This is a genomic window from Ensifer sp. 2TAB8 (assembly GCF_052115125.1).
Taxonomy (GTDB): domain Bacteria; phylum Pseudomonadota; class Alphaproteobacteria; order Rhizobiales; family Rhizobiaceae; genus Ensifer.
Genome location: NZ_JBFRGB010000015.1, coordinates 190,575 through 207,082 on the forward strand (window position 1 = coordinate 190,575; position 16,508 = coordinate 207,082).

Annotated in this window: 15 protein-coding genes; 11 read left to right on the forward strand and 4 right to left on the reverse strand. The window is 59.9% G+C overall.

What is annotated here, in order from left to right:
• Positions 1-26 precede the first annotated feature (26 nt).
• The 3 genes from AB4Z53_RS23425 to AB4Z53_RS23435 form a co-directional block, all read right to left on the reverse strand.
• Complete coding sequence (locus tag AB4Z53_RS23425) at positions 27-998, reverse strand: isoaspartyl peptidase/L-asparaginase family protein (RefSeq protein WP_441597881.1); 972 nt, start codon at positions 996-998, stop codon at positions 27-29.
• A gap of 69 nt (positions 999-1,067) precedes the next feature.
• Positions 1,068-2,642 (reverse strand): ABC transporter substrate-binding protein, encoded by a 1,575-nt coding sequence (locus AB4Z53_RS23430; protein ID WP_441597882.1) that lies wholly within the window; start codon positions 2,640-2,642, stop codon positions 1,068-1,070.
• An 83-nt stretch (positions 2,643-2,725) separates the two neighbouring features.
• On the reverse strand, positions 2,726-3,298 hold the full coding sequence (locus tag AB4Z53_RS23435) for a MarR family winged helix-turn-helix transcriptional regulator (RefSeq protein WP_441597883.1): 573 nt from the start codon (positions 3,296-3,298) through the stop codon (positions 2,726-2,728).
• A 179-nt stretch (positions 3,299-3,477) separates the two neighbouring features.
• Here AB4Z53_RS23435 and AB4Z53_RS23440 point away from each other — a divergent pair, with 179 nt between their 5' ends.
• The 4 genes from AB4Z53_RS23440 to AB4Z53_RS23455 are packed head-to-tail and all read left to right on the forward strand — an operon-like array spanning position 3,478 to position 7,783.
• Complete coding sequence (locus AB4Z53_RS23440) at positions 3,478-4,179, forward strand: creatininase family protein (protein WP_441597884.1); 702 nt, start codon at positions 3,478-3,480, stop codon at positions 4,177-4,179.
• A 46-nt stretch (positions 4,180-4,225) separates the two neighbouring features.
• Positions 4,226-5,197, forward strand: a complete 972-nt coding sequence (locus AB4Z53_RS23445; RefSeq protein ID WP_441597885.1) for an ABC transporter permease — start codon at positions 4,226-4,228, stop codon at positions 5,195-5,197.
• Position 5,198: 1 nt separating this feature from the next.
• Positions 5,199-6,098 carry an ABC transporter permease gene (locus tag AB4Z53_RS23450; RefSeq protein ID WP_441597886.1) on the forward strand — a complete coding sequence of 300 codons (900 nt, stop codon included), beginning with the start codon at positions 5,199-5,201 and terminating at the stop codon, positions 6,096-6,098.
• Positions 6,095-7,783, forward strand: a complete 1,689-nt coding sequence (locus AB4Z53_RS23455) for a dipeptide ABC transporter ATP-binding protein (protein ID WP_441597887.1) — start codon at positions 6,095-6,097, stop codon at positions 7,781-7,783. The genes AB4Z53_RS23450 and AB4Z53_RS23455 overlap by 4 nt, the downstream gene beginning before the upstream one ends.
• A 231-nt stretch (positions 7,784-8,014) precedes the next feature.
• Here the strand turns inward: AB4Z53_RS23455 and AB4Z53_RS23460 are convergent, their stop codons facing one another.
• Complete coding sequence (locus AB4Z53_RS23460) at positions 8,015-8,881, reverse strand: DUF4118 domain-containing protein (RefSeq protein ID WP_441597888.1); 867 nt, start codon at positions 8,879-8,881, stop codon at positions 8,015-8,017.
• 355 nt (positions 8,882-9,236) lie between these two features.
• On the opposite strand from AB4Z53_RS23460, the gene AB4Z53_RS23465 reads away from it, so the two are divergent.
• The 7 genes from AB4Z53_RS23465 to AB4Z53_RS23495 all read left to right on the forward strand — a co-directional run.
• Positions 9,237-11,138, forward strand: a complete 1,902-nt coding sequence (locus AB4Z53_RS23465; RefSeq protein ID WP_441597905.1) for a potassium transporter Kup — start codon at positions 9,237-9,239, stop codon at positions 11,136-11,138.
• Between the two features lie 172 nt (positions 11,139-11,310).
• A complete protein-coding gene (locus tag AB4Z53_RS23470; RefSeq protein WP_441597906.1) occupies positions 11,311-12,042 on the forward strand; it encodes a helix-turn-helix transcriptional regulator in 732 nt (243 codons plus the stop codon).
• Between the two features lie 174 nt (positions 12,043-12,216).
• Positions 12,217-13,284 (forward strand): class I SAM-dependent methyltransferase, encoded by a 1,068-nt coding sequence (locus AB4Z53_RS23475; RefSeq protein ID WP_441597889.1) that lies wholly within the window; start codon positions 12,217-12,219, stop codon positions 13,282-13,284.
• 172 nt (positions 13,285-13,456) lie between these two features.
• Positions 13,457-14,692, forward strand: a complete 1,236-nt coding sequence (locus tag AB4Z53_RS23480; RefSeq protein ID WP_441597907.1) for a hypothetical protein — start codon at positions 13,457-13,459, stop codon at positions 14,690-14,692.
• Positions 14,693-14,783: 91 nt separating this feature from the next.
• Positions 14,784-15,374, forward strand: a complete 591-nt coding sequence (locus AB4Z53_RS23485; protein WP_441597890.1) for a GNAT family N-acetyltransferase — start codon at positions 14,784-14,786, stop codon at positions 15,372-15,374.
• A 243-nt stretch (positions 15,375-15,617) separates the two neighbouring features.
• On the forward strand, positions 15,618-15,908 hold the full coding sequence (locus AB4Z53_RS23490) for a hypothetical protein (protein ID WP_441597908.1): 291 nt from the start codon (positions 15,618-15,620) through the stop codon (positions 15,906-15,908).
• Positions 15,909-16,309: 401 nt separating this feature from the next.
• On the forward strand, positions 16,310-16,508 hold a 199-nt coding region (locus AB4Z53_RS23495), incomplete at its 3' end, for a transposase (protein WP_441597891.1).

Sequence of the window (16,508 nt, forward strand, 5' to 3'; positions counted from 1 at the left end):
CAGGGCACGGATGGCCCATTTTGTCTTCAGTGCTGGGTTTGTACGCCGTCCGGCTCGTAGCGCATTATTTCGCCATGGGAAGCGACGTGGAATTCCCGGTTGTCGGTGACCCAGCCGCGGAACATGCCATCGGTATTGTAGGGGGCGGCCACCGAGCCATCGGCACCGACGGCGACGAGGCCTGCGCCGATATTGTGCGGCTTCAGATCTTCCATGATAACCTTGGCCGAGGCGGTCTTCACGTCTTCTCCGAGATAGGCCATGCGCGCGGCAACCTCATGGCCGACAACGTGGCGGATGAAGAACTCGCCCTTGCCTGTGCCGGAAACGGCGCAGACGCCATCGCGTGCATAGGTGCCTGCGCCGATGACAGGGCTGTCGCCTAAGCGCCCGTCGGGCTTGTTGTTGTAGCCGCCCGTCGAGGTGGCGGCGGCGAGATGGCCGTGCTGGTCGAGCGCGACCGCGCCCACCGTGCCGTGCTTTTCGGATTCGCTGGCTGCAACCTGCGTGCCGGCGGCGACATGGGCCTTCATCGCGGCCAGCGCCTGCTTGCGCCGTTCGGTCGTGAAATAGGCCTGTTCCTCCACCGCCAGCCCCTTGGCCTCGGCGAAACGGTCGGCGGCGGGGCCGGCAAGCAGCACGGCATCGCCATGTTCGAGAACGGCGCGCGCGGCCATCACCGGATTACGGATATGGCGCGAAGCGCAGACCGCGCCAGCCGCCAGCGTCTCCCCGTCCATGATGGAAGCATCCAGTTCATGGATGCCGTTCTCGTTCAGCGCCGCGCCATGGCCGGCGTTGAAGTGCGGGCTGTCCTCCATGACGACGACGGCGGCCTGCACGGCATCAATGGCGTGTCCGCCGCGTTCCAGAACGGCATAGCCGGCCTCCAGCGCACGCCCGAGGTCGCGGCGGGCGGCGATCCACTCGGCCTCGCTGAGATCCAGCTTGGCCATCACGCCGCAGCCGCCATGAATGGCAAGGGCGAATTTCGTCATGGGAAATCTCCGATCATCATGAGAAAGGGCACCGGCTGCTGCCGGTGCCCCTGAAGTCTATTGCCGGGCTTACTGCTTGGGATGGACGTCCATGGCCAGCGTGTCTTCGTCCGAGCGCGGATCGTAGGTCACCGTGTCGGCCTTGGCGCCCCAGGCGGAAAGGTTGGTCGCCAGCGGCAGGTCGGGCCGGTCGGTCGCAACCAGCATGTTGGCTTCCTCGAGCAGGACGCGGCGCTTGGCTTCATCCATCTCGACCGCAGCATCCTCGATCAGCTTGTCCATCTGCGGGTTGGAATAGCCGCGCACGTTGAAGGCACCGAGCGACTTTTCCGCATCATTGGTGTGCATCAGCGACGAAAGCATGTAGTTGGCTTCGCCCGTCAGCGTGCCCCAGGAGGCCATGTAGAGCGAGTATTCGCCGCGCGTCTTGGCCGGGTTGAACACTGCAGCCGGCACGCCCTGGACATCGACCTTCACGTTGATCGCGGCCAGGAGCTGGGCGACGGTCGGGCCGAGTTCGGTCGGCATGCGGTCGTTGGCATAGCTGAGCGCGACCTTGAAGCCATCCGGATAGCCGGCTTCGGCCATCAGCTTAAGCGCCTTTTCGACATCGAAGGCCGGAGCGGTGATCGCCTTGTTGTAGCCGAAGATATTCGAGCTCACGAGCTGAGTGGAGACGACGCCCATGCCCTCAAGCGCAAATTCCACGATGGTCTCGCGGTCGAGTGCAAGGTCGAAGGCTTCCCGTACCTTCGGATCGAGGAAGGGGTTCTTATCGAGCTTCTTGCCGGCATTGTCCCAGACCTGCGGCGAGTCCGCGCGGAAATCGAATTCCAGGTAGGGGATGTAGATCGATTCTGTCTTGATCACCTGCAGGGCGGAGTCGGACTCGATGCTGGCAAGGTCCGTTGCCGGCACCTTGGAGATGAGGTCGACCTGGCCGGCCTTCAGCTGGGCGACGCGGGCCGCGTCATTCGGGATTTCCTTGCGGATGACCTTGTCCCAGGGCTGTGCGCCGTCCCAGTAACCGTCGAACTTCTCCAGAACCAGATCCTGCGTCGGCGCCCAGCTCACGAATTTGTAGGGGCCGGTCCCGATGGTCGCCTTGCCCATGTTGAAGCCCTCGGCCGAGCTGTCCTTGGTCGAGTAATCGGCTGCTGCATTGTGCGAGACGACGAACAGGCGGATGAAGTCGTTCGGCAGCGTCGGGGCGGGACCATTGGTCTTTACGCGCACCGTGTAGTCGTCGACGATCTCGACGCTGGCGACGCGGCGTACATAGATGGTCGACGGGTTCGGGCCGGTGACGTTCGGGATGCGCTCGATGGAGAATTTCACGTCCTCGGCGGTGAAGTCGGAGCCGTCATGGAACTTCACGCCCTGGCGCAGCTTGAATTCCCAGGTCGTGTCGTCCAGCGCCTGCCAGCTCGTTGCCAGCGACGGCAGGATTTCCAGATTGTTGCCGGAGCGCAGCAGCGTGTCGAAGATGTGCTTGGTCGCTTCGGCATTGGCCGAGGTCGCGGTGAAGTGCGGGTCCATCGAGGCCGGGCCGTTCTTCGTCGCGATCACAAGATCAGCGGCAAGCGCGGCGATGGGCGAAGACAGCATGGTGGCCACCAACGCTGCGCGGAGCATGGATTTCATTATCATTGGGCTTCCTCTCTCATTAAATGGGGTATTGGCGGGCCTGCCGCCGTCCGGCTGCGGCCGGAGAAGGTGATGGCGGATCAGAGCGCGTCGTCCGGCTGATCGCTGTCGATCATCTGCGGCCACTGGCTGGACGCGGTCACGAGCTTGGTCATGATCTCCGAAAGACTCAGCCGCTCGGCGGGGCTGAGGCATTCCAGCATGCGGCGCTCGTGCTCGATCATCATGCCCTTGCTGGATTCCACCGCCTCGCGCCCCTTGTCGGTGAGGCCGAGCGTGATGCGGCGCTGGTCGTCCTGATCGATCTCGCGGTCGATCATGCCGAGGCGGGTCAGCTTGTTGGCGGCGCGGCTCAGCGTGTTCTTCGGAAAACCGGATGAGCGCACCACATCGGTCAGCGTCGAGTTTCCGCCCAGATAGAGCGACCACAACACCACGAATTCGGGGCGTAACAGACCCAGCTGCTGCTGGATGTATCCATAGACCGGATTGTTGAAATGAAGCGCGAGATAGTTCAGCCGGAACGAGAACCAGCACGGATTGTCCCACAGTTTGGCGTGCATGATTGCGTCGACCTTGGTGCCTGGCGAGGCCAGCGGCTCCTCTCGGCCGGCTCTTCCCTCGAACAGCGCTTGACGCATTGCTTCGTCCATTCTGCCCATCCCGCACAAAATAGATGTTGATCTCGAATGGAACTTTATTTGCGGCAAAGACCTTGCGTCAATCTCAAAAATCGATCCATATAGAACTAATTTGGAGAGTGAGCTCCCTGCTGGACGGCAGGCACGAGCGGCCCGCCGAAGGCGTGGCCGCAAGCAAAGAAGGACGGAAAATGCGCATTCAGGACATGCATTGGAGCCAGGTCGAGGAACGGGTGAAGGAGGACGATCGCTGCGTCCTGCCGATCGGCTCGATCGAGCAGCATGCCTATCTGAGCCTTGCCACCGACATGATCCTGGCCGAGCGGGTTTCGGTTGAAGCCGCCGAGCCGCTGGGCGTACCGGTCTTTCCGTGTCTGCCCTATGGCATGGCCTCCGGCTTTGCCGATTTCCCCGGCACGGTGACCCTTTCGCTGCGCACCTATATCGGTATCTTCGAGGATATCCTCGACAGCATCTACCGTTCCGGCTTCCGCCGCGTCCTCATCGTCAACGGTCATGGCGGCAACACGCCGATCAATCCGGTGATCAGCGAGTGGATGAACCGCAACCGCGACACCTCGGTCAAGCTGCATGACTGGTGGCGCGCGCCGAAGACGATGGCGAAGGTGCAGGAGATCGATCCCGCTGCCTCGCATGCAAGCTGGATGGAAAACTTCCCTTGGACCCGTCTCGAAGGCGCGCCGATCCCCAATTTCCAGAAGGAGCGGATCGATTTCGCCGCTACGTCACGCGTCGATGCGGGCCGTAAGCGCGAGCGTATCGCAGAGGGCAATTATCACGGCGTCTTCCAGCGCCCGGATACGGACATGCTGGAGATCTGGCAGGTCGGCGTCGAGGAAACCCGTCACGAGATCGAGCACGGCTGGCACTGAAGTCGCTGGGGCGCTTCGCCCATTGCGGATCCACCGGGGGGGGGACATGGCATCTTTCATTCTTCGCAGATTTGGGCAGGCACTCTTCGTGCTCCTGGTCATGTCCATGCTCGTCTTCATGGGCGTCTACGTCATCGGCAATCCGGTCGATGTGCTGATCTCGCCTGATGTGACGCAGGAAATGCGTCAGCAGGTCATCCACCAATACGGGCTCGATCTGCCGCTCTGGGAGCAGTATTTCCAGTTCCTGCAGCGCTTGCTGACCGGTGATCTCGGGCGCTCCTTCGTCTTCAACATGCCGGTCGTCACGCTGATCGCCCAGCGTCTGCCGGCAACGTTAGAACTGACGCTGATCGCGGTGCTGTTCGCTTCTCTCATCGGCATTCCGCTCGGCGTCTATGCCGGTTACAAGCCCGACAGCTACATCGCCAAGGCCATCATGGCCGTATCGATCCTCGGCTTCTCCGTGCCGACCTTCTGGATCGGCCTGATGCTGATCATGGTCTTCGCCGTGCAGCTCGGCGTGCTGCCGGCTGGCGGGCGGGGGCAGACGGCGGAGCTTTTCGGTATCCCGTTTTCTTTCCTGACGCTGAACGGCTGGTCGCATCTCATTCTGCCGGCGCTCAATCTCTCGCTGTTCAAACTGTCAATGATGTGCCGGCTCGCCGCGTCCGGCACGCGTGAGGTGATGCTCACCGATACCATCAAGTTCGCCCGCGCCGCCGGCATCTCGGAATCCACGATCCTGCGCCGCCACGTGCTCAAGCTGATCTCGATCCCGCTGGTGACGGTGTTCGGCCTGGAGCTAGGCTCGACGCTCGCCTTCGCGCTGGTCACCGAAACGATCTTCTCCTGGCCGGGGCTCGGCAAGCTGATCGTCGATTCCATCACATCGCTCGACCGGCCCGTCATGGTCGCTTACCTGATGCTTGTCTCGGCGCTCTTCGTGGTCATCAATCTTTGCGTGGATCTCGCCTATGCGGCGCTCGATCCGCGCCTGCGGCAGGGGAGGCGTTGACATGTCGATGGAAGCCCGCGCGGTGAAGTCCGTCTCGCCGCTTTCCGAATTCTGGCACACCTTTCGCTGTAACAAGGTCGCGGTGTTGGCCCTCGGCATTGTGGTCGCCATCATCCTCATGGCCGTCTTCGCGCCGTTTCTCGTACCGCAGGACCCCTATGACCTGAAGTCGCTGGTGCTGCGCGATGCGCGTCGGCCGCCGGGCTATGTCGGCTCGACCGGCATCTTGCATCTGCTTGGCACGGACAGCCAGGGGCGTGACCTGCTTTCGGGCATTGTCTACGGCCTGCGCATTTCCCTGCAGATGGGGCTGGTCGCCGGCGCGATCGCCTTTTCGATCGGTGCGGTGGTGGGGTGCTTTGCCGCCTATGTCGGCGGGCGTATCGAATCCGTCATCATGCGCATCGTCGATATCCAGCTTTCCTTCCCGGCGATCCTGCTGGCCTTCGTCGTGGCCGCGATCCTCGGGCAGGGCAAGTCGCAGCTCATCCTCGCGCTGGTCTTTGCGCAATATGCCTATTTCGTGCGCACCGCCCATGGCGCTGCCGCCGCCGAACGGCAGAAGGACTATGTGCAGGCCGCACTTTCTGTGCCGATGAGCGGGTGGTTCGTCATCACCCGGCATATCCTCCCAAATTCGCTGCCGCCGCTGATCGTGGTCGCCACGGTGCAGATCGCCTCGGCGATTTCTCTGGAGGCGACCCTATCCTTCCTGGGCGTTGGCCTGCCGCCGACGGAGCCATCGCTCGGCATGCTGATTGCCAACGGCTTCCAGTATCTGATGTCGGGACGCTACTGGATCGCGATTTATCCGGGCGTTGCCCTCATCATCCTCATCATGGCGATCAATCTGGTCGGCGACCAGATCAGGGACCAGCTCAATCCGAGGCTGCGCAAATGAGCGATCTTCTGGATGTCCGCAACCTGCGGACCTACTTCGAGACCGACAAGGGCACCGTCAAATCGGTGGACGATATCTCCTTCACGCTGAGGCGTGGCGAGGTCATGGGTCTCGTCGGGGAAAGCGGCTCGGGCAAGTCCATCACCGGCTTTTCGCTGATCGGCCTTCTCGATGAGACTGGCCGCATCCAGGAGGGCAGTTCCATCCGTTTCAACGGGCGCGAACTGGTCGGGCTCGACGGCAAGGAACTGCGCAGGATTCGGGGCAAGGACATCTCGATGGTGTTCCAGGACCCGATGATGACGCTGAACCCCGTCGTCCGGATCATCGACCAGCTAGGCATGGCGATCCGGGCGCATGAACCCGTTTCGGATGCCGAGATCCGCCGCCGCGCGGTCGAAGCGCTCGACCAAGTCAAGATCGTTGATCCGGAAAGCAAGGTGGACCAGTATCCGCACGAGTTTTCCGGAGGCATGCGCCAGCGTGTGGCGATCGCTATCGCGCTTCTGCACCGCCCCCAGCTCATCATCGCCGACGAGCCGACAACCGCGCTCGACGTTTCCGTGCAGGCCGAGATTCTGCTTATGGTAAAAGCGTTGGTCGCAGAGATGGGAACCTCCCTGATCTGGGTGAGCCATGATCTCGCCACCGTCTCGTCGATCGCCGACACCATCGCGGTGATGCGGCGCGGCAAGATCGTCGAGGCCGGCCCTGCACGGCAGGTGCTGCACAACCCGCTGCATCCCTATACACAAGGGCTGCTGGATGCGCTTCCTTCGCGCTCGACGCCCGGAAAGCCGCTGGCGTCTGCCGCGACCGAGGCTGCCGGCTCCGTAGACCTGAGCGGTCTGGGCGGCACGGCGATCGGTACCGCGCCCGACGAAACCTTTGTGAAAACGGAGGCCATCGAGAAGATCTTTGCCCCGCGCATCGGCTTTCTGCGTGGTCTTGGCATACGCTGGGGCCTGTTGCGTGAGCCCGGCCCAGTCCACGCGGTGATATCGGCAAACCTGACCATCGCCCGCGGTGAGATTCTTGGTCTCGTCGGCGAATCCGGTTCCGGCAAATCGACGCTCGGCCGCATCCTGTGCGGCATCTATCCACCGACCTCCGGCACGGTCAGCATCGGCGGCAAGCCGGTGCGCTCGGCGACGGGCAAGCTCGGCACCCATGTGCAGATGATCTTCCAGGATCCCTTCGCCTCGCTCGATCCGCGCCGCACCATCTTCCAGTCGGTGGCCGAAGGACCGATCGCCCACGGTTTCTGCACGCGTGCCAATGCCCGCGACTATGTCAACCGATGGCTACGGGCCGTTGCCTTCGATCCGGCGCTGGCCGATCGCTATCCGCACCAGTTCTCGGGCGGCCAGCGCCAGCGCATCGCCATTGCCCGAGCGCTCGCCATGCAGCCGGAAGTCATCATCTGTGACGAACCGGTCGCTTCGCTTGATGTCTCGATCCAGGCGCAGGTCATCAACCTGCTGATGGAGCTGCGGCGCAATCTGAACATCACGCTGCTCTTTATCAGCCACGACCTTTCGGTCGTGCATCATCTCTGCGACCGCGTCGTGGTGATGCGTCATGGCGAGATCGTAGAACAGGGGCCTGCGCCGCAGGTCTTTACCGCGCCCCGGCACGCCTATACGCAGATGCTGCTCGACGCGGTACCGAAGCTCGAGGCGTGACCAGGCTTCAGGCTTTAAAAAAGATTCCAGCGCCAAACCCTACCCCGATTGAGTTCCATAATAACTCTTACGCGATAACGTTATGATATAACGTAACGCATAGGCAGGCCGGCCGAGGCGCTTGGCAGGACGCTAGACCTCTGGTCAGCCATCATTGTGGGTTTTCTCCATATCCTTAAATGCCAGCTGCTGCCGGCGTCGCGGAGTCCTGACTTCTTCGGGGACCAAAGCTCAACGCCGCTGCGAAATATTGAGCTGATCCCGCGATTTTTGGCATTCAAGTGCCAGCGACAGGACGTTTCGCACGATATCGACCAGAACGTCTGGTGCAGCCGGACGCCTGTCTGGATCGAAGGAGAGGCCAATCACGATGCTCTGTCCCGTCATCGTCAAGGGCCAGAAATCGAAACGCGATTCCAGGGTCGGGTAGACGCCCGCTCGCTGTGCTGATCCCGTTGCAACGGATAGCCGCGCGGCTTCAAACTCTGCAATTTTCGGCTCCAGGTCTCCGGCGCACTTGAGAGATGTCACCTGATCATCCGTGATGATCGCCGCGAAAGCAGGCACCTGGAAGAGATCGGCCAGCACCCGGGCCGCGGTGGAGACGGCAGCCTGCGTGTTGTTGTGTGCCTTCGATATGTCGCGGCTATATTCCTGCAGCACGCCAACATCGCGCCTCAATGCCAGCAACTCCTTCTCTCTTCGTTGTGAGGTGAAGGCAACACCGCTCACAATCAATCCGACGACGAGGAGGAGGCTGATCGCCCAGATGTTTGCCGCGTCATCGACCAGGAGCAGGTAGCGCGGTTCGGTCAGGAAGAAATTGTAGGACAGTGCCCCGAGCACCGCCGAACACACGGATGGCCCCAAACCGAATCCTACGGCTGCAATGACGACGGGCACCACGAAGATGAGGGAAACGTTCGGTATCTGGACGCCGCTGTTGACCCCAATGGCGACGATCGTTGTGATGGCGGTCAGCATTATTGCGGCGAGGTAGCCCAGGCCCGCCGGCGCTATCGCGTTAACAGCGCTCGCGATCCCGGCCACAGGCGAAGCCGACATGTTTCCTGATAGTTTTGATCTTGAAGCAGCCATTGAACCAACTCCTGCCATAAGGCGTTACGGGCAAGTGTTAAACGGGTTCACGCCGTGCAGGGAGCATGCGGCGCTGCCGTTACCATTATACACCTGCCTCACCTGCGAGTTACTGACTTTATCCCCTCGGAGTGGGCGTCCAGTTTTACCCCCGAGCGTGCTCGATCAGCGCCAAGGAGCATTTACGCGTGCGCATTTGCGCGTCAAAATAGGCGTCGATTCAGCCTCTGGAATGACAGCCGATCGAACTGATTTCGACGCCGCGAGACCCTTTCAATTTTCCAAGCTGGGACCACAGGCTCGACCCCGAGATGAGGAGCCCGGCAAAAAGTCGTCCGCCGCGACTGGAGGATCGATGAGTACTTCCGCAATTGACGCTGCGGCCCATGGCGCCGAAAAGAAACGCTTTGCCGCTTTGGTTCTTGGCGCTGTCGGCGTCGTCTACGGCGATATCGGGACCAGCCCCCTTTACGCGTTCCGGGAAGCGCTCCGCCCTTTTGCTCATGATGGGATAAGCCATGACGAAGTCGTCGGGTTGATTTCATTGATGCTTTGGACGCTGACACTGATCGTTACCGTAAAATATGTCATTTTCCTGCTAAGAGCGGACAACGACGGCGAAGGCGGCACCCTTTCGCTGCTTGCACTCCTCATGAAAAAGTCCGCGAGCCACACGACGGTGTTGTTCTTTGCGGGCCTGATCGGAGCGGCCCTGTTCATCGGCGACGCCATGATCACCCCTGCCCTTTCCGTCCTCTCCGCCGTCGAGGGACTGAAGCTGGTGACGCCGGCGCTCGGCGACTATGTGCTGCCGATTGCAACAACGATTTTGGCGGGACTTTTTCTGGTCCAGTCGAAAGGCACCGCCGCTGTATCGAGCCTCTTCGGGCCGATCACCGTACTCTGGTTCGTCGTGATGGGGGCCGGCGGCCTGGCCCATATCGCAGACGACGCCACCATCCTCTATGCTCTCAACCCGATCCATGCGATCTATTTCATAACGCACGCTGGGTTCGTCGGGCTGGTCGTGTTAGGCGCCGTCTTCCTCACGGTCACGGGGGCGGAAGCGCTCTACGCCGATCTGGGTCATTTCGGCAGGCGGCCGATCCAGGTGGCCTGGTTCGTTCTCGTGTTTCCGTCCCTTGCCCTCAACTATCTCGGTCAGGGTGCCCTCGTTCTCGACAACCCGGCTGCCTCCCACAATCCCTTTTACCTGATGTTCCCCGAATGGGCGTTGCTGCCGGTCGTCATTCTTGCAACGGCGGCGACGATAATTGCCAGCCAGGCCGTGATCACGGGGGCGTTCTCTCTCGCGCGCCAGGCCATCCATCTCGGCTTCCTCCCGCGCCTTGAAATCCGATTCACATCGGAATCCAACACCGGGCAGATCTACGTTCCGGACGTCAACACGGTGTTGCTGGCAGGAATACTGGTGCTGATCTTTGCCTTCAGAAACTCAGAATCTCTCGCCACCGCGTATGGGATCTCGGTCACTGGTGCGATGGTGGTCACAACGCTTCTGTCATTCAAGTTCGTCCGTGTTGCCTGGGGATGGTCGATGTTCTCGGCTGTTGGATTTTTGATGCCGCTCTTCATCCTCGAGTGCATCTTCCTCTCGGCAAACCTGCTGAAGGTCCATGACGGCGGTTACGTGCCGATCCTCATCGCGGCAACCATTATGATTCTGATGTGGACCTGGCGCAAAGGAACGCTGTTCCTTCGGGAAAAATCAACGCGAAACGATATCCCGCTGGAGTCATTTATCGCCGCGATCGAGCGAAAATCCGACCATGCTCCCGCACAGGTTCCAGGCACTGCCGTGTTTTTGACGAGTGTACCCGACAAAGCACCCGGCGTCCTTCTTCACAACATCAAGCACAACCGTGTCCTTCATGCCCACAACGTCATCCTGACTATAAAGACCGCCGCAGTGCCCTTTGTTCGGGACAGCGAGCGCTTTGCCATCACGCCCCTCTCCGAACGCTTTACCCGGATCGAGCTCACCTTCGGCTTCATGGACACGCAAAACGTCTCGAAGGCGCTCGCCCTCTGCAAGAAAGCCGGCTTCAAGTTCGAGATCATGTCGACGTCCTTTTTCCTCGGACGTCGGAAGTTGGTCGCTGATCCGGACTCGGGGCTCCCGGGATGGCAGGACAAGTTGTTCATCGCGATGGCATCCGCTGCAATCGACCCGGCTGACTACTTCAGTCTTCCACCAAACCGGGTGGTCGAGCTCGGTGAGCAGGTGGTGATCTGACCTGCGCTATCCGAAACGAGCCCACCACGGCGCCTTCCATTGACGCACCTGCCAGTTTCGTTGGCTCCCCTGGTGATTCCTGCAATTTCCCGGCCGAACGGCTGAGGCTAAAGTCCGGACCTTTGAATTCAAGGAGAAGGAACCGGTGCCGGACAAACGAAGACTTCGCCCAATCGTCAACCATAACCGTTTGTCATCTTCATTGAGAAGGCTGCGGTCAGTGGCGCATCGCGAAGATCTCTACCCCGCATTAAGTGAACTATGCACGGGATATGGGTTTACGCACATGACGTTCCTCGTGGTGCATGCGGGGACTGCGACGAGCACGCCTCCGTATTTCTGCACGACCTACCCGGACGCATGGACCGCAGCCTATGTCGACAGGGGCTACTTCGAAATAGATCCCGTTATCGACGTTATGCGACTGGGCTTTCTTCCGGTGGATTGGTCTGCCCTCGATTGGCGGTCGAGGCCCGCCGGCCGGCTGTTCAAAGAGGCGTGCTCCTATGGGATTGGCTCGCAAGGCTTGACGATCCCAATCCGCGGCGCGAATAGCGAACGCAGCCTTTTTTCCGTGACCTCAAATCTCCCAAGAAGGCAATGGATACGACTGCGCGATTCACGCGTCCACGAGATGCAGCTCCTTGCCCACTATTTGCATGAGACAGTTTTTGATGCGCTCGCGTTTCGGAAATCGGTCCGCATGCGCCAACTTTCGCGACGCGAGAGCCAATGTCTGCAGCTGCTTGCAATAGGTAGGATCTCCAAACAGATAGCAGCCGATCTCGGAATCTCGGAAAATGCAGTGAAGCTCTATCTTCGTTCAGCAAGGCTGAAGCTTCGCGCTCTGACGACCTATCATGCTGTTGCCAAGGCGACCTTCCTGGAGTTGATCAGACTGTGACCGTTTCCCCCGCTCCTTGCCCGACGGATCTCCGCGAGCTCGAAAGAATAGCCTACCAATTTCGGTAGATTGGCGCTCCCCTCGCCCGGGTTCACAAATGGAAACTCGTGAGCGGCAACATGCGTATCCGTTGAAGTCCTTTGTTGATCGACGCCGCCGCGTTTGGAGATGGCTATGGTGGATCAATCAACAATCGAACGTTGGCGAAAGGCGCCGAGGCTTACATCCTTTGCGGATTTTTTTGAGAGAACTGCCAGCGGTCAGTCCGGGGCGCCGGACCGCGCCGCACCGAGACTTGACGGCAGTCTGCTCGACTTCGACCTTGAGGCTACGATCTTTGCGGATACGCATCGACGCCTTTGGGGACACTTCGACAGCCATTACTTCGCCAGCATCCCTTACAGGCTGGAAGAGGAAGGCCGTCTGGGCGCCGCCATACTCTCGTTCGGCTTGCGGATCTGGGCGCGAAGTGCTGCCCCGACGACAGTATACACACTCGGCACTGGAACCGGATGCCTCGCGCGTACCCTGGCGACCCTCGGCAATGGTCGTATTGAAGCGCTCTGTTGCAGCCCAACGGCCGCCAATCGGATTTCCTTTGCCGAAAAGCGTGGAAGCGAACACGCGCACTTTTTTCATGGTCCATTCTTCGAGCTCACCGACGAAAAATACGCGAACGACCCGGACCTCTTCAGCTTCAGGGATGGATTTGATGTTCTTTTCGAGGACACGACCTTCCAGATGTATGATCGCGACCGGATGAAGCAGTTGGATTTCGTCGTTCCCCGCATCCGTCCGGGCGGTGTGCTGGTGCAGGTGCAGAAGCTCGCGCATGAAGATCGCGACGTGTATGACGAACGCGAGAGCCAAAAGGATAGCATCTTCAAAGCCCGCTTCTTTTCGACGGGAGACATTTCGAAGAAGCAGGACGAGGTCCTGAACACCATGTCGGGGCTCCAGGTGGATCTTTCGACGACGGTTTCTGCTCTCAGGACGTTCTTTCGCTATTCGGTGCTGACCTGGAACAGCGGGAACTTCTACACAATCGTCTCGTCCAATTCGCGGGCAGCCATATTGGAGTTGATCTCGTTGATGGTGAAGCCGGCAATTCCTCCGGGCTACTGCTACGAGCACTTGCCGGTCGTGATTGTCGATACAGAAGCAGAGCCATTGGCCCCTGCTCTCGCCTGGCGCAATGCCAACACCATGACGCCACTCGCGCCAAGGCGTCTGGCGTCTTAAGATGGCAGCCCCCCCCGACAGCCATTGTTGCAGCGCATCTGACGTGCGACAGACGTTATCGAAGCTGATGCCGCATCTCGGCTCCTACTGGGAGCGGCCGCTGAAGGACTATGCGGCAGCGGTCTTCGATACTGGCACGTTTCACTCGGAATGTTCCGTGCGCCAGCATGCAATGACGCTGCTCTGCAGATCTATCGAGCGAACTGCTCTAAGGTCTGGCTACGGGGTTGAAGACGCGCGAAGCGCTAGCGATCAGATGAGGTCCGCGCCCGTTCTTCAGACGGGCCCGCATTGCCTGTTGCTCGTTGAGCCAGACGCTTTCTATACGCATTTGTTCAGTCTGCTGGGTCTCCGCGACCAGCGGCAAGGGTGGTACATCACCTACCACGCCTCGACCGTCAGTTTCGCTGAAAGGGCAAAGAAGGGTCCGGGCTGGCTCTGGTTGGAAGGTGAGCCGCTAAACGTATTTGGACTCCCCCGAAGTCGGATGGATTCATTCAGCATCCGCGGATCAAACAGGCCAGTTCGTTTCGTTCTTTCAAATTCTCGAGGCGAGCCGGTCCCAACCAGCTCTGCCGCCGATCTTCTCGCCACGTTACCTTCAGATGAATTTGAGTCCGCTGCCGCCGCGATCAGGCAGGCCAATCAGGTACTGTGGCGTAGTGCCCTCCCCTCCTCCGTCAAACTGCTTCAGCTTGATGATTTCGACATCGCCGATCTGATCGCAGATCATCTCGATGATGCCGGTTCGTGGTTATCGACTGAGTTTATTGGAGACGGTGTGCTGGGCGAGAGCACCCTCAACGCCATGGATCGGCTTAACGCGGGGGCGTGGCGGGGATGGGTTCGCCGAACAACTGATCTGTTTTGGGGAATGGAAAGAGGCAGGCTTGTTCCACTTCGCCTGCAGGATAACGTGCTTAGAGCGCGGAACTCATCGAACTTCGAAGTCGAGTACCGCCGGGAAGCTATCACATCGGCGCTTCGGCAACGCGAGTTGGTGCCAAGCCTTTACGCTGTGTTTCTGGTGACCTCCATTTTGCCAGGCGTGCGAGCGCTTGGGGGATGTCGCCAGGTCATCTACTACCCTCTCATGCGCTACCTTGCAGCCTTGGGATTTGCGCAATCTGGCCACCCGGCGCTTTTGGCTGAACTGTGCCGCGACGCGCGACCCGGGCTTTGGGGCCATCGTGTTTTGAAGCCTGTTGGAGGCAACCCGTTGGCCGAGATCCGAGATGCTGGCGGAGCCGCGGCGCTCCTGTCGCGATATTCGGAGATCTCTTTGTTGCAGTCCGCCGGCGATCTCGCAAGCTTTACGATGGACCCGGCCTGGGCAGCTCTTTCGGAGCTAATGGACGCTGGGTTCATCTCCCCTGGAACTCCCGAATGGCAGTGGTCGGGCTTGTGAAGGAGAGCGCAGTTAAGAGGTTCGTTGCCGCGATAGCTCGTTCAAAGAGCGTCCGCGGCAGAGCCTTTTGAGCACTATAGTGGAGGGCAACATGCCGATTGCAGATGAATTGGTCGTCAGGCGCCTTTCCGTCAAGGACGTTGATGTGTTTCGACGCCTACGCCTGGAGGCGCTTTCTCACGAACCATTTTCCTATGCAAGTGTATTTGCGGATTGGGCTCGCCTATCCAATCGCCAATGGCGTCAACATCTGAGCCAGCCGGTGTTTGCCGCTTTTCTTGGCGGACAGCCCATCGGCTTGATGGCACTCAGGTTCGAAAGTGCGAGGAAAATGGTCCACCGCGCGAGATTAGTCAGCGTTTATGTCCGGAAGGGCAAACGGGGGACCGGGGTTGCCGCCAAGCTGCTTCAGGAGGTGGTAGAGTACGCGCTCGCCCACGGCGTTATCCAGCTTGAACTTGCCGTGAGCTCGGAGAATTCGGCCGCGATACGCTTTTATGAACGCCATGGTTTCGTTGAGGTCGGCTGTATACCAGACGGGTTCCTCGGCCATGATGGGACGCACGATGAATTGATCATGGTTCTGTGCCTGGCGCCGCCGTTCGGTCCAGGTGAGATTATTTGCCGAACCGTACCGGAATCGCGAAAACAGACCTTTCCTTCTGGGGCCGGCGTTCGATAGCCTTCCCTAAGGGTCGATGCAGATTTCCTTGCGTCCAATGAGCCATCTGGATGCGGTCCTCGCCCTGCCCCATTGGCGGGGCTTCTTTTTAGACCATCAAGAATTATCGCAACAAGTCCGGCCGAGGCCAGCAGTGACGCGAGCAAAGCCGCTCCGATTGGGTGATGATGCTTTCGAACGAAGAGCGGACGTTCGAAAGAGACGCGCTTTCAAATGCAGCCGCTATCGTTTTCTCAGGTCAGAATGTCTCACACAACCGCGTTCATCTCAGAATTGATCAGAGCTGCCAATGAAGTCGAGAGGCTAACGCCTTTCGAAGTAAGCCGGCTCCTCGGTCGATCGGTCGACACGATCCGTGATATGCGCGAGCAGGCCGGCCTTGTGGCTAACGGGCGCGCAAACGATGTGGTGATCGATCTGGGAATAGCCTCTGCCCTCGTGCGAGATTTATCCGTTGAAGACATCAGGGATACCTTGATCGATGCAGCGGACGTCATTCGGGCGCTGCGCGTTATCCTGGCTGAACGGGAGTAAGACGCGTCGTTCGGCAATTACCACGTTACGTTTTTCGACGAGCATCAATGTACCGAAGCGGTGCGGGCCCATACAGGTTCCTTTAGGAGCGATACGATGATTGAAAAGGCTGTCCGGATGGTGGCGATCGTAGTGCTGCTGATCACAGCCGCACTACTGATTTGGGTGATTAGGTCGCTCACCTGAGCGAAGCTGGTTGCGACCCAGGCTGTTGCCGAAGTCTACAGGGCCGGCATGTCGCAGTATGACTGGGCTGACGCTCGACGGCATAGGCGCTCTAATAAAAAAGGCCCCCTCTTGAGGGTATAGCGTTAGTGGCCCTTATCAACCAAAGACAGCAAGAAGCTTGATACTCAAGGGCTACCATGCGATTCTTCGGGTATGATCCGAAGGAGATGAGAATGTCGGAGATGCTTGCAGCGCTTGCCAACATTCGGACCGCGGAAGATATGGTCGTGGCCTTTCGCGATGAGGAGCAGTGTCGGCGATTGCTGGAAAGCATGGTGTGGCCGGCCGGAAGAGTTTGTCCTGCCTGTGGTTACAAGCGCTCGATCGCAATCGCCGGGCGCGATATGGGCAAGCGGCGTGCGCGCCCGGGTC